This window comes from Chamaesiphon sp. GL140_3_metabinner_50, from assembly GCF_025361915.1.
Taxonomy (GTDB): Bacteria; Cyanobacteriota; Cyanobacteriia; order Cyanobacteriales; family Chamaesiphonaceae; genus Chamaesiphon.
On record NZ_JANYJC010000083.1, the window covers coordinates 18,210 to 31,403 of the forward strand.

Below are 13,194 nucleotides of genomic sequence, written 5' to 3' on the forward strand. Positions count from 1 at the left end.
ACTATTGCTATTTTACGCGCGCCCAGATGCCGATCGCCACTACTGACTAATTATTCATGTAACCTCGTACCTTGACTTGCAATGAAGGATTGGAGCGTACTGCTTGAGTAATTTGATTAAACCTGTCGATACTCAGTCCCCGACTAGCTGCGATGCTCTCACATTGGTTGCAGTATCTGACAAATAGGGATTTTGCTTCACTATTCAACCCTTCCATTGTGTTAGGCTGGTTGCAAACGAGATTTGGTAAGTTGCCATTGTTAGCACGACTAACTTGCGACAGTGCCGATTGTCGAGCTGGCTCGATTTGCATCAGTGCAGCCGCATAGTTGCGGAGATCTGCATCGCTAAATTCTTCAGCTCGCGCCGAGCTACTAAATAATAAACTAGGTTGTGGTGCGGTCAGATCGGGTACAATTCCACCTAATATGCCCAAGCAGCTAGCGAGAGTTCCGAGTAATAGCGGGCGAGATAAACGGTAAAAGTGACGGCGGAGGTGTGAAGTTGTCATATAACCAGGTGTGAAACCAAATCGAGCGAATTTTGGTTTGATTTACATTCTAATTGAAGTGTTCGATGGTTGATAAGTTCCTGAATGTCTTTGACTGGCGCGATCGAACTGTATTCGGTCGTATGATACTGTAGTTTGTTAAAAATTCCTGAAAAATAGGGTGGGGGTAATTCATAAATTACCCCCACCCTATTTGAGGGCACTTTATCACCCATTCAAACTATAGATCGCACGATCGAAAGACTACGCTGCTTCAAGTGCCGCCGCCGCCGCCGCCGCTTTAGCAGCTTTCTTGGGCGGATCGAGTTTGAGGCTCAGATAACGGATGACATCTTCACTCAGACGCATCGCTCGTTCTAAAGGTGCAATTTCTTTCCCAGAGCCAGTATAGTTGACCTGAACGTAGATGCCATCGCGGTGTTTGCCAATTAGATATGCAAGACGACGCTTGCCGCGTTGTTGAATCTCAATGTCGGTAGCACCATTGGTTTCAATGATACTCCGATATTTCTCGATCGATTCACCAGCCTGTTCGTCCGATAGATCGGGACGCAGGATGTACATAATTTCGTATTTATCGCTCATAGATTCTCCTTATGGACAAAATTGGCTTAGGCTCTATTCACCAGTGTGATGACCTAAGCAAGGATTTACCATTTTATCAGCAATTGGGAACCTACGGATGTACTAAATTAGCAATACAAACAGATATTGGGGGAGTGGATCGACTCAACCATTTGGATAAGTGGGTATTTTAATGTTCTAGATATGAGATCAGCCACCAAGTACCGCTAGTAAAGCTCAATAACAAACAGGCAGACAGCAGGTAAGCACTAGAGATAACGCGGACTATCTCAACGGCGGAGACAGGATCGAACATAGTTCATGCAGCTCAAGGCTGTCGAAGTTGGTTATGAATTACTTGATATATGTAATTCTGCTATTTACTACTCAGGTTCGGCAGTGTTTTCCAGCACTTTTATCCAATATTTTTTGTGCTAGCACCACCACGATCGATTAGTTCAAATCTATTGTACCCCGTTTATTAAAAAATAGTGAAGGAGACGGGTAGTTCGGCTTCGCTCACTAGCCGATGGGAGATGGGAGATGGTTGTGTTTCTTACTCCCTACTTCTTACTTCTTACTTCTTACTCCCTCCCGCTCCAATTGCCACCAAGGAAGATGAGGCGACTCGTGATGTTCCTTGTGGTAGCCAAAATGATAGCAGCTAATTAACGACCACCAGCGCAATCGCGCGATCGTGTGGGCGCGATGTGGGTTGACATAACCATTTGGTGGTTCGCGGTGGGGTAAAAATGTCCCAAAATAAAAGAGCTGAAGCGAACTTAATATTGGGGGGATCGCCCAAAATAGTCCTAAGTTGACGATCGAGCAATTGCCGATGAGTAGGTAACCACCCAACATCGCGGCTAAATTTATCGCTTGTCGCCAACTGAGATGTTCGCAAACAAAGTGTCCATACCAGCTCCAGAACTGGGATGCAGCGCCATCATGAAAATCGGGATCGCGATCGCTAGCTGGATATTGATGGTGCAGGTGATGTTTGCTTGCCAGTAATGAATAGTCAAATCCAGCATATAGCCACAAACACAATTGCCCGATCGCCCGATTTACAAGTGGTGATGAATGGAGACTCCCATGCATGGCATCATGAGCGGTAATAAATAATCCTGTATATAGCCAAGTTTGACACCCAACCAGGCAAATTGTCCAAATTGGGTGTAAAGTTCCAATCTGAATTTGTAAGCAGTTCCACAGACCGATCGTCCACATTCCGATAATTGCTATGGCTACCTGTAACGGCAAGCCGATCGTAAATTCTCGGAATCTGGATCTCATCAAATTAGGGCTGAGGGACTAAAAATTACTTTACTTTAATAAATTGCGCCAGTGCTACTATATCTTGTTGGCGTAGCGTCTCCGCAGGGAGAAGGGTAGCCTGTCCCCTGGACAATCGGTTATCGATCGGATACTTTTAGTAATAAATCTGACTTATTCAATACAAAAAACTATAAATATTCTTATAACTCAAGCAATCTTCACTCACAGCAGTTGCTTTTTAGGCAACAATTGTTTTAATATCCTAACAAGACAGTAAAGTTTTGTAAACGGAATCTGAGAACTAACTGTTTATTACCTAAGGGGTCGTAATACTTATGTCTATCACACTCAAGTCCGCTCAATCCATCTTTTCCAACACATTAGTTGCTGATGCAGTTCCGGCGGTTACCGCTGCATTCGACCAGCTCAGTGTTGAAGATCAGTTAGCTTTACTTTGGTATGCTTACACTGAAATGGGAATTACCATTACGCCTGCGGCGACAGGTTCGGCAAGTATGGCACTAGCACAACCACTGCTCGACCAAATTAAAGCCATGCAGCCTGTGGATCAGACTCAAGTAATGACCGACCTTGCCATGCACACCGATACGCCAATCTGCCGGACTTTTACGGCATTTCGGATGAATACCAAACTTGGCTTCTGGTATGAATTGGGACAAATGATGAAACAGGGTTTGGTGGCACCGATTCCGGCTGGTTATGTTGCGTCTCCAGAAGCAACAGCTTTACTCGAAACCATCAAACAACTCGATGCTGGTCAACAAATTACGGTGTTGCGGAATACTGTAGTTAACATGGGTTTCGACCCCGCACGCGGTCAAGACTATGACAAACGCGAAGCACCTTTAGTTACGCCTCGTGCCTTTGCAGATCGTTCGCGCGCTGCGATCGAAGGTGTAGACAACTATACTGTGTTGAGCTACATCGATAACATGAACGCCTTTGACTTCCAGGCGGCATCTAATCTATTTGTCCAAGAAGGCGCGCTCCAACCTCCATTCCAAGCTCCCGTTGTCGGCCCTGCGGCGATTCTTACCTACATGCGGGAAGAGTGCGTGGGTTTAAAAATGTTACCAGAACGCGGTGTCGTCGAATCGATCGATGATGGCTACACTCAAGTTAAAGTTACTGGTAAAGTTCAAACTCCTTGGTTTGGTGCCAGTGTTGGTATGAACATCGCTTGGCGGTTCTTGCTCGATCCTCAAGGTAAAATCTTCTTTGTTGCGATCGATCTGTTAGCTTCTCCTAAGGAGTTACTCAACTTACGTCGCGTTTAAGATTAGACAGCAGTCGCTATATTAGTTAGCACACAAACCCGACTTTTTTTAAAAAGTCGGGTTTGGAACAGCACTAGTTCGCTCCTCTCAATTTCGCTAATACAAATCGATCGAGTCCAGCGAGATCGTCGATAATTTCAATATCTACATAACTGCCTTGTTTGGTTAACAAATCTGCGACGCTCGTACCTTGTCCAGCCATCATTTCAATTAACCAAATGCCACCCGCCTGAAGATAATTCGGTGCGGTATCGACCAGTAATCGAATCGCATCTAAGCCGTCTGTACCGCCATCTAACGCTAGATGCGGCTCATGCTCTACAACTTCCGGTTGCAAGTACAACACCTCTTGAGAAGGAATATAGGGGGGATTCGAGAGCATTCCGGCGACTTTACCCTGAAGATGTCCGAGCGACGACCACCAATTGCCGCGACTAAACTGAATTCGCTCGGCAACACCTAATCGATTAGCATTAATTTGGGCGATCTCTAGAGCTTCAACACTACAGTCTACTGCGTAAATTTCCGCCGCTGGGAAAGTTTTTGCCAACCCGATTGCAATTGCACCGCTACCCGTACCCAGATCTACCCAAATGCCCTGCTGTTGAATGTTATTACTAGCAGCTAACACGATATCGATCGTCAATTCGGTTTCGGGGCGGGGAATTAGTACCGCAGGTGAAACAACTAGTTCAAAATCTCGCCAAAATGTCTTCCCGACTAGATATTGAACTGGCTTGCGTCGCTCGACTCGATCGAGCCACAATGCTGAGAGTCGATCGAGCGATATGGCCATTTCGATCGATTTATCATCTGCGATCGATTCTAGTCGCAATGTGAGTCGATCGAGATCGGCAACCGATCTCAGCAGCCAATCGATTTCGCGCTCTTCAACATGATGAACTTTGGCGGCATTTTGCGCCCATCTGCGCCACGCCCACAATTCTTTTCCGGTAATTAGCTGCGATCTCACCTATTTTTTGGGTGTGGTGGTTGTCGATGTTGGATTTGGTTTGGGTTGAGCTGCTTGAATTTTGCGGACGCTATTGACGCTCTCTGGAGATGGAACTAGTACTAATTGCTTTTGCTCTGCGTAATTTTTACCCTGAAAATCGGCAACTACTACGTGCAGATAATTAACTTTAATTTGGGCTTTGGCAACTAATTTTGCATCTTTCTTTTTAACGCGATCTAACCATTGTTGTGCTTGTTCTCTGCTAAAAAATAGCGGGGTCAAATTATTTTCTTGAACTGTGACATACTTGCCCTGCTGTTCGATCGCTACCATGAATAATGGTACTGGGTAAAGAGCGTTAGCTTGATAAGGCTTTTTGAGGAGTTGAGCATTTTTGAGCTGTTGCTCAGTGGGGAAAAACACAAAGCTGACGTTCTGAGATTTTTTTTGGGCATCTACTTGTAATTTGTAGATCTCGCTCAACGGCACTACTGTAACTTGTGCGACTTTACTTTGTTTGGGTTGTTCTTTCTTGAGCTTTGTTAAAAAATTGACGGCATCTTTAATCTCCATAAATACTGGTGTAATTACGCGAGTCTTGCCAGCCGCCGTCACATTTTGCTGAAGAAAATTCCCGGTGTTATTGGTGATGGCAAATACGGGGACTTTTTGCAGTTTGTCCACGATTTGGGCTTGGGGTAGAGCCTGCGCTGGTGGCGCAATTGTTACTAGCGGTACCATCGCGACGGAGATGGCAATCGAGAGCATCAAAGATTTAAACATGGGGTAGTAAGCTAGCGTGCGGCTAAATTGAATAGTAAAGTAGAAAGGAACAGAATGAGAATTAAGACGAACGATCGATCGATAATAACTATCGACTGTCATATTTCTGAATTGTTTCCACTCGATCTGACCTAAACACAATAGAGACCGATCTTAGCGATCTGCCTCTACTTGTATGTTTAGATTTGTGGTGTACTCCCCGGGCAAGGCTCGAACTTGCGACCAATCGATTAACAGTCGATCGCTCTACCACTGAGCTACCGAGGATTAGGATAGTGTTTTTATCCACTTCACCTATAATATCATCATCTATTGAAACTTGGCAAGTACCTTTTGAAAATTTATCGCCCGATAAGTTGACACACTCATGAATTTGTTCGCTACGGTGGTTTTCTGTAATTGCGCGATCGCGATTGTCATTTTTGTCGTTACGCTGTGGACGATCCAATTCCGCAAGCAAATAGTCGCATTGACGAGTTGGTGCGATCGCCAAACGAGTGCGTGCGAACAGCTAAACGCGCTCGAATCTTCTCTAGGCGCGAACATTGCCGCCAGCAGTGAGAATATTCGCGCTGTGCGCCAGCTCTATCAGCAACAGTTACGCATCCTCGATCTGATTGGTTCGATCGGATCGATAGTCAGCTTTGCCAGATATTTATCGAGATCTCGCCAGTCATCTCGGCGGTTTTAGGTGTTAGGTGTTAGGTGTTGGGTGTTAGGTTTTAGCGAAGATCTACCCACCCCATTGGGCGGGTGACCCGACCAGTAGCCCTATGGGCACCCCTCCAGGGAGTGGATTTTTACTACTTCTTACTTCTTACTCCTTACTCCTTACTCCCATCTCCCTACGGATTAACCTGAATACACCCCTGGCAAAGTAACATGCCTGTAACAAGTTGAAGCTGAGTAATATTGACATCTGTACCGAGATCGATTTGATAGCTATTGATGTTGCTACCGGGAAGATCGATCGAGCAATTAATCTGTAATGGATCGAGGATTAGTAGATGTCCATCGTGAATATCGATCCCCATCGAGATCTCGATCGGGACGGTGCGATCGTCAGCGGTGAGATTTCCTTGTAGAATTAAAGTAGATGGTGCAATGTGTAGATTTTGCCAATCGATGTGCCAATTAGCCTGTTGAGGATCGCTGGCGAGAATTTGACAGAGTAAATCTTTAATGGCTTGAGATAGCAGGGGTGCAGCCAGTGAAGCTTGTAAATCTCGTTCGCTAAACTTGACATCAGCGATGACTGAAATTGGCTCTAACAGCCGTAATGGCTGACCTTTGATGACTTGGGGTAAATTAATTTGAATATTTTGGGCGATCAGATCGATCGATCCTAATGATAAGCCTTGATAAACCGCCCCGACAGCGACCACCGTCACTTGGGGAATCGTGCCACCCAAAATTTGCCGACTTCCGCCTTGAATGTCTACTCTGAGGTCATCTACGTGCGATACTTGCGATCGCAACCAGACCCGACAAGCAGGGGATAGCACCGAACCCACAATTCCTCTGGTTTGATTTGTCAATTGAGCTACATTTTCCATGTAATATTGCTGCAAAAGAGTTTACATGTAAATAGTCACTGGTTACTAGTGAATACTAGAAGATAAGTTAACTGAATTAACGTCTCAACTCCCGACTCATGAGCTACCGACTCCAGAAAATTTTATCTCAATGGGGAATTGCTTCTCGGCGGCGTGCTGAGGATCTGATTTTAGCCGGGAGAGTGCGGGTAAATGGAGCGGTAGCTAAGTTAGGACAAACAGCCGAACCGACTACCGATCGAATCGAAGTTGATGGTAAACTAATCGCAATGCAGAGCCGACCCAAGCTCGTATACCTACTGCTCAATAAGCCAGTCGGTGTAGTTTCTACCTGTTTCGATCCTCAAGGTCGTCCGACAGTATTAGAGCTATTACCACCGCAACTGGGCGATTGTGAAGGAATTCACCCAGTAGGTAGATTAGATATTGATTCCAGTGGCGCGTTGTTGCTCACCAACGATGGTGAACTGACATTTAGGTTAACTCACCCGCGACACAGTATCAGTAAGACTTATGCCGTTTGGGTGCAAGGTCGTCCCACCGCCGCAGCACTAGCTGATTGGCGCAACGGGATCGACTTAGAAGGGCAATTAACTTTGCCTGCGCGGGTTGAAGTTATTAAGCAACAGACCGATCGCACCCTACTCGAAATTGTGCTTACTGAGGGCAGAAATAGACAGATCAGACGAGTTGCAACTCAGCTCGGATATCCAGTCTTACATCTCCATCGTACCAGAATTGGTGACATTAGCATCGATGGCAGTTCCGAACGAGAGCGGCTGCGCTTACACTCATTAGCCAGCGGCTCTTACCGTCATTTGCAAATAGCCGAACTCAACAGCCTCCAAGGTAATGGGGATCGCAATACAATCGCCAAACCCTAAATAGGTAAAGCCGTAAATGTAAAAGATCCTCAAACCCTAACCCCGACTATTATCCCTTAACACTACCCCACAATCAGCGATCGTGACTCTACTGGCACCGCTCAAGCATCTTACCGCTCTTCAATTATCCAAGCTGTCGATTTTTGCAGTTACTGTTTCTTCAATGGCACAGTTGGGCACAAAAACACCAATCGTCAGCGAACCACTGGCTGCGCTCCCCGATTTAGTACCCGCACCGCCGACTCCCAACGAGATCCTGGAGCAGATTGGGGCAAACTTGCGCCAAACTCGCCAACAGCAACAATTATCGATCGAAGATATTGCCGCACGGACGCAGATTCAACCCCGATTGGTACGCGCGATCGAAGAAGGTCATATAGAAATGTTACCCGAACCTGTCTACGTTAAAGGCATGGTCAAACGCTATGGCAATAGTTTGGGCTTAGATGGCAGCTCAATTTCTCAGCAGGTGCTAACTTGGGAGCCAGAAGTAGCAACATTCGATCCGACTACCAAGCTTCAGACAACAACTTTCCACCCGCAGATCCGAATTAAGCCGGGATATATTTATCTCGCTTATCTGTTGGCAATCTTGGGTTTGAGTGTGGCAACTTCTAATTTTCTCAGCAATGCACTCGCCCCAAAAGTTACCCCTCTAGCAATACCCGCACCTAAAATCCAACCAGTCGCACAGCCTAAACAATTGCCAGATATTCCCGTGGGGATTACTGTCAAAAGTCCGGCTTGGGCACAAATTGGCATCGATGGGACGACCAAATTCACAGGTAATCTTCAAGCGGGAATGCAATTGAAGTGGATGGCTAAAAAGCAAATTACCATTAATACCAATAATGCTGGTGGCTTAGTTATTTCGCATGACTCGCAACCGCCTAAACCGTTAGGTAAAAACGGTCAAAAGCAGAGCGTTACCATTAAAGTAGGTAAATGATACTCCCCACCGATGAATCCTACAGTGTACCGACAAGTTATTTGAGCTGCTGCGTAGATTTACCCCACCCCAGCCCTCCCCTTATAAAGGGGAGGGAGCCGGAGTTAGCTCCCCCCTTTATAAGGGGGGGTTGGGGGGGGTAAACCAACCCAAAACGAAGTCCAGCCGACTTGTGTGTACACGGGAAGGGTCTTAGCTCGTTTTTCGATAACCGGATTGACTATGCTACAAACCCGACTTCTTCAAGAAGTCGGGTTTGTGTTTTAATGAGAATAGCAATTGCTATAAAATAGACACCTAGACTTTCTGCCAAAATCGCTGTGATAACCCTGCAACCGTCCGATCGTCATCAAAGTCTTACCGTCACGATACCACCTGCGGGGGTATCGCTTCAGGGGACATTACAGATTCCGGGAGATAAATCGATTTCCCATCGCGCCTTGATGCTCGGAGCTTTAGCTGAAGGCGAGACTACGATTCAGGGATTATTACTCGGAGAAGATCCGCGCAGTACTGCGGCTTGCTTTACCGCGATGGGGGCGCAGATTTCGGAATTAAATACCGAATTAGTGACAGTTACTGGGATTGGCTTGGGGCAAATTCAAGAACCTGTAGGGATTCTCGATGCGGGCAATTCGGGAACGACAATGCGGCTAATGTTGGGGATTTTAGCTTCCCATCCCGATCGCTTCTTTACTGTAACCGGAGATGACTCATTGCGATCGCGTCCCATGTCGCGGGTAGTTAACCCCCTGGTAGAAATGGGGGCGCAAATTTGGGGGCGCAAGGGCAATTCACTCGCACCCCTAGCCGTGCGCGGGCAAGAATTACAGCCGATTCACTATCATTCGCCGATCGCCTCAGCGCAGGTGAAGTCAGCAATTTTACTCGCTGGATTGATGACTTACGGGCGCACCACGGTCACAGAACCCGCTTTATCGCGCGATCACTCCGAACGGATGTTGCGGGCGTTTGGGGCGCAGGTGGATGTCGATCCGGAGACTCATAGCGCGACAGTTACGGGTTATCCCACCCTGAAAGGGCAACAGGTAATCGTCCCTGGTGATATTAGTTCCGCCGCCTTTTGGCTGGTAGCTGGAGCGATCGTGCCCGGTTCGGAGTTGTATATTGAAAATGTGGGGGTGAACTCTACCCGCACGGGCATTTTGGTCGCTTTAGAATTGATGGGTGCCGACATTACGCTGGAAAATCAGCGCGAAGTTGCAGGCGAACCCGTGGCAGATTTACGAGTCAAACATAGCAAATTAATCGCTTGTGAAATTGGTGGGGATTTAATTCCGAGGTTAATTGATGAAATCCCGATTTTGGCAGTAGCAGCGGTATTTGCCCAAGGGACGACGATTATTCGCGATGCTGCCGAATTACGCGTTAAAGAAAGCGATCGACTCCAAGTAATGGCAGCAGCTTTAACTAAAATGGGTGCAAATATTACCGAATTACCCGATGGATTAGAAATCACCGGAGGCGGCTCACTAGTCGGAGCCGAACTCGATAGTTATACCGATCATCGGATTGCGATGAGTCTGGCGATCGCCGCCATGATGGCCACCGGAACGACGACGATCGATCGAGCGGAAGCTGCATCGATTTCTTACCCAACTTTCTTTGATTCGTTACAGAGTATTGCTAAACTATAACATGCCAAAAGCTTCGACAAAAGTATCGTAATCGGCATCGCTAAAACACACAAAACTTACCCCAGAGATCGATAGTTCTCGCTCTAAAAACTCATGTACTGTCGCTAGTGCTACCTGAGCCGCTAGATCGATCGGGTAACCATATACCCCACAACTAATCGCCGGGAAGGCGATCGTTTGAATTTGGTTTTGGGTGGCTAAAACTAGACTTTCTCGATAGCAACTAGCGAGTAATTCTGCTTCATTATTGTTACCACCCTGCCAAATTGGGCCGACAGTATGAATTACATACCGAGCCGGAAGTCGATAGCCCTTGGTGATTTTTGCCAAACCTGTTTTACAACCATTAAGTTGCCGACACTCTGCTAATAATTCCGAGCCAGCCGCGCGATGAATTGCTCCATCGACACCACCACCGCCGAGCAGCGAACTATTAGCCGCATTGACGATCGCCTCTACATGCAGTTTAGTAATATCGCCCTGAATAATTCCCATCCGTTCTTGAGGAGTTGTCATTGATTTAACCTAAAGAAGCGATCGCACTATTAAAGATCGCACTCGGACGCATTGCCTGAGTTGCTTTTTGCTCATCGGGGTGATAGTAACCGCCAAGATCGAAATCTTTACCTTGAGAAGCATTTAACTCAGCAACGATCGCGATTTCATGCTGTTCCAATTGTTGTGCTAACTTCCCGAACTTTGCCTGCAATTCGGGATTTTTATCCTGCGCTGCCAACTCCTGCGCCCAATACATGGCAAGATAAAAATGACTGCCGCGATTATCTAATTCATGGACTTTAGCAGCGGGAGATTTGCCATTATCTAGATACTTACCATTAGCTCGATCGAGTGTTTCGGCTAAGATTAGCGCGTCGGGATTATTGGTTTTCTGTCCCAAGTCTTCTAATGATACCGCCAGAGCCAGAAATTCGCCTAAAGAATCCCAGCGCAAATGTCCTTCAGTAACAAACTGTTGGACGTGCTTGGGTGCCGAACCACCTGCACCCGTCTCGAATAAGCCGCCACCCGCGAGTAAAGGCACGATCGATAACATCTTAGAACTCGTACCCAATTCTAAAATCGGGAATAAATCGGTGAGATAATCTCGCAACACATTTCCCGTCACCGAAATAACGTTTTTACCAGCTTTAATTTGGGCGCAAGTAAACCGCATTGCGGCGACAGGTGACATAATTTGAAGATCTAATCCCGTCGTGTCATGCTTGCCCAAATATGCAGATACTTTCGCAATTAAATTAGCATCGTGAGCGCGCTGCTCATCCAACCAGAAAATCGTTGGGCAACCAGTTGCTCTCGATCGATTGACGGCAAGTTTCACCCAATCTTGAATCGGTAAATCCTTCGTCTGACACATCCGCCAGATATCGCCTTTTTCGACACTGTGCTTCATTAACATCGCTCCAGCGGCATCGACAACGCGCACCACGCCATCAAAGGGAATTTCAAAGGTTTTATCGTGCGAACCATATTCCTCAGCTTTCTGAGCCATTAAACCCACATTGGCGACATTTCCCATCGTCGTTACATCAAATGCGCCATGCTCTTTGCAGAAATTGATACATTCCTGATAAATTGTCGCATAACAGCGATCGGGAATCATCGCTTTGGTATCGCCAGCCTTGCCATCCGCGCCCCACATTTTGCCTGAAGTCCGAATTGCCGCTGCCATCGACGCATCGATAATTACATCGCTGGGTACGTGCAGGTTGGTAATCCCCTTATCGGAATTTACCATCGCTAAATCGGGACGAGCGACATAAACTGCTTGAATGTCAGATTCGATCGCATTTTGCTCATCTTTCGGTAAAGATTGCATCTTGAGATAAACATCGCCAATTCCATTACTCGGATTCACTCCCAATCGGGCAAAAGTATCGGCATACTTAGTAAATACATCCCGATAATAAACGGTAACAGCGTGCCCGAATAAAATCGGATCCGATACCTTCATCATCGTCGCCTTCAGATGGAGCGAGAGCAAGATCTTATCCGCCTTGGCTGCCTTAATTTCTCGATCGTAAAAAGCCCGCAACGCCTTGACACTCATCACCGCCGCATCGACAACTTCCCCCACCATTACCATCACCCGATCCTTCAGCACCGTCACCACACCATCGGCTACGACTAGCTCGATTTTTACCGCCCCCGCCTCATTAATAACCACCGACTGCTCGCTACCATAAAAATCACCACCTTCCATGTGCGCCACATGAGTCTGAGAATCCGCCGCCCACGCACCAACTTTGTGCGGGTTCTGTTGGGCGTATTGTTTCACCGCCGCCGCCACCCGCCTGTCAGAATTCCCCTCACGCAATACCGGATTCACCGCACTCCCCAGAATCTTGGCATACCGCGCTTTAATTGCCAGATCTGCCTCATTTTGAGCCGCCGCTGGATAATCGGGAATATCATATCCCTGCGACTGCAATTCGGCAATCGCCGCTGTTAGTTGGGGAATCGAAGCACTAATATTCGGCAGCTTGATAATGTTCGCCTCAGGAGTTGTCGCCAGTTTTCCCAAGATTGCTAGCGCGTCGGGCTGCTGTTTTGCGGCTGGCAATCGATCGGCAAAAGCGGCAATAATCCGCCCAGCCAAAGAGATATCACTAATTTCGATCGTCACATTCGCCGCCTGGGTAAATGCTTGCACGATCGGCAAAAAAGAGTAAGTTGCCAAAGCCGGAGCTTCATCGGTAAAGGTATAGACGATTTTTGAAGGTTGGGCGATCATGAATCT

Annotated in this window: 14 protein-coding genes and 1 tRNA gene; 5 read left to right on the forward strand and 10 right to left on the reverse strand. The window is 46.9% G+C overall.

The window, feature by feature from the left end; translation table 11 throughout:
- Positions 1–46: 46 nt before the first annotated feature.
- The 4 genes from Q0R35_RS04185 to Q0R35_RS04200 all read right to left on the reverse strand — a co-directional run bounded on the left by Q0R35_RS04185 (position 47) and on the right by Q0R35_RS04200 (position 2,371).
- Entirely contained in the window at positions 47–511 is a 465-nt protein-coding gene (locus tag Q0R35_RS04185) for a DUF4168 domain-containing protein (RefSeq protein WP_295614773.1), read from the reverse strand.
- Between the two features lie 243 nt (positions 512–754).
- Positions 755–1,096 (reverse strand): 30S ribosomal protein S6, encoded by a 342-nt coding sequence (rpsF, locus tag Q0R35_RS04190; protein WP_295614775.1) that lies wholly within the window; start codon positions 1,094–1,096, stop codon positions 755–757.
- A gap of 169 nt (positions 1,097–1,265) precedes the next feature.
- Positions 1,266–1,391 (reverse strand): hypothetical protein, encoded by a 126-nt coding sequence (locus tag Q0R35_RS04195; RefSeq protein WP_295614777.1) that lies wholly within the window; start codon positions 1,389–1,391, stop codon positions 1,266–1,268.
- A gap of 254 nt (positions 1,392–1,645) precedes the next feature.
- On the reverse strand, positions 1,646–2,371 hold the full coding sequence (locus tag Q0R35_RS04200; protein ID WP_295614779.1) for a fatty acid desaturase: 726 nt from the start codon (positions 2,369–2,371) through the stop codon (positions 1,646–1,648).
- A 317-nt stretch (positions 2,372–2,688) separates the two neighbouring features.
- Here Q0R35_RS04200 and Q0R35_RS04205 point away from each other — a divergent pair, with 317 nt between their 5' ends.
- On the forward strand, positions 2,689–3,651 hold the full coding sequence (locus Q0R35_RS04205; protein ID WP_295614781.1) for an orange carotenoid protein N-terminal domain-containing protein: 963 nt from the start codon (positions 2,689–2,691) through the stop codon (positions 3,649–3,651).
- A 73-nt stretch (positions 3,652–3,724) separates the two neighbouring features.
- Here the strand turns inward: Q0R35_RS04205 and prmC are convergent, their stop codons facing one another.
- The 3 genes from prmC to Q0R35_RS04220 form a co-directional block, all read right to left on the reverse strand.
- Complete coding sequence (gene prmC / locus Q0R35_RS04210; RefSeq protein WP_295614783.1) at positions 3,725–4,624, reverse strand: peptide chain release factor N(5)-glutamine methyltransferase; 900 nt, start codon at positions 4,622–4,624, stop codon at positions 3,725–3,727.
- Positions 4,625–5,491, reverse strand: coding sequence for a Tic22 family protein (locus tag Q0R35_RS04215; protein ID WP_295614785.1), 867 nt, complete (start codon positions 5,489–5,491; stop codon positions 4,625–4,627).
- 93 nt (positions 5,492–5,584) lie between these two features.
- Positions 5,585–5,656, reverse strand: a tRNA-Asn gene (locus Q0R35_RS04220).
- A 100-nt stretch (positions 5,657–5,756) separates the two neighbouring features.
- Here Q0R35_RS04220 and Q0R35_RS04225 point away from each other — a divergent pair.
- The gene (locus tag Q0R35_RS04225) at positions 5,757–6,080 is read left to right on the forward strand and encodes a hypothetical protein (RefSeq protein WP_295614787.1); all 324 of its coding nucleotides are present in this window, start codon (positions 5,757–5,759) and stop codon (positions 6,078–6,080) included.
- A 154-nt stretch (positions 6,081–6,234) separates the two neighbouring features.
- On the opposite strand, the gene Q0R35_RS04230 is transcribed toward Q0R35_RS04225, so the two are convergent.
- Positions 6,235–6,960, reverse strand: coding sequence for a DUF2993 domain-containing protein (locus tag Q0R35_RS04230; protein ID WP_295614789.1), 726 nt, complete (start codon positions 6,958–6,960; stop codon positions 6,235–6,237).
- Positions 6,961–7,043: 83 nt separating this feature from the next.
- Between Q0R35_RS04230 and Q0R35_RS04235 the strand changes: the two genes are divergently transcribed.
- The 3 genes from Q0R35_RS04235 (at position 7,044) to aroA (ending at position 10,436) form a co-directional block, all read left to right on the forward strand.
- Positions 7,044–7,829: a pseudouridine synthase gene (locus Q0R35_RS04235; protein ID WP_295614791.1), complete on the forward strand. Its 786-nt coding sequence runs from the start codon at positions 7,044–7,046 to the stop codon at positions 7,827–7,829.
- An 82-nt stretch (positions 7,830–7,911) separates the two neighbouring features.
- Entirely contained in the window at positions 7,912–8,778 is an 867-nt protein-coding gene (locus Q0R35_RS04240) for a RodZ domain-containing protein (protein ID WP_295614793.1), read from the forward strand.
- A 323-nt stretch (positions 8,779–9,101) separates the two neighbouring features.
- Positions 9,102–10,436, forward strand: coding sequence for a 3-phosphoshikimate 1-carboxyvinyltransferase (gene aroA / locus Q0R35_RS04245; protein ID WP_366944820.1), 1,335 nt, complete (start codon positions 9,102–9,104; stop codon positions 10,434–10,436).
- Here the strand turns inward: aroA and Q0R35_RS04250 are convergent.
- Entirely contained in the window at positions 10,431–10,952 is a 522-nt protein-coding gene (locus tag Q0R35_RS04250) for an O-acetyl-ADP-ribose deacetylase (RefSeq protein ID WP_295614795.1), read from the reverse strand. The two genes, aroA and Q0R35_RS04250, sit on opposite strands and share 6 nt — an antisense overlap.
- 4 nt (positions 10,953–10,956) lie before the next feature.
- Positions 10,957–13,188 (reverse strand): NADP-dependent isocitrate dehydrogenase, encoded by a 2,232-nt coding sequence (locus tag Q0R35_RS04255; RefSeq protein ID WP_295614797.1) that lies wholly within the window; start codon positions 13,186–13,188, stop codon positions 10,957–10,959.
- Positions 13,189–13,194 lie beyond the last annotated feature (6 nt).

Coding starts and splice junctions, on each gene's coding strand:
- Q0R35_RS04200 (WP_295614779.1), bottom strand. CDS start 2,371: ATGAGATCCAGATTCCGAGAATTTACGATCGGCTTGCCGTTACAGGTA.
- Q0R35_RS04235 (WP_295614791.1), top strand. CDS start 7,044: ATGAGCTACCGACTCCAGAAAATTTTATCTCAATGGGGAATTGCTTCT.
- Q0R35_RS04225 (WP_295614787.1), top strand. CDS start 5,757: ATGAATTTGTTCGCTACGGTGGTTTTCTGTAATTGCGCGATCGCGATT.
- Q0R35_RS04215 (WP_295614785.1), bottom strand. CDS start 5,491: ATGACAGTCGATAGTTATTATCGATCGATCGTTCGTCTTAATTCTCAT.
- rpsF (WP_295614775.1), bottom strand. CDS start 1,096: ATGAGCGATAAATACGAAATTATGTACATCCTGCGTCCCGATCTATCG.
- Q0R35_RS04250 (WP_295614795.1), bottom strand. CDS start 10,952: ATGACAACTCCTCAAGAACGGATGGGAATTATTCAGGGCGATATTACT.
- Q0R35_RS04185 (WP_295614773.1), bottom strand. CDS start 511: ATGACAACTTCACACCTCCGCCGTCACTTTTACCGTTTATCTCGCCCG.
- Q0R35_RS04205 (WP_295614781.1), top strand. CDS start 2,689: ATGTCTATCACACTCAAGTCCGCTCAATCCATCTTTTCCAACACATTA.
- Q0R35_RS04255 (WP_295614797.1), bottom strand. CDS start 13,188: ATGATCGCCCAACCTTCAAAAATCGTCTATACCTTTACCGATGAAGCT.
- Q0R35_RS04195 (WP_295614777.1), bottom strand. CDS start 1,391: ATGTTCGATCCTGTCTCCGCCGTTGAGATAGTCCGCGTTATCTCTAGT.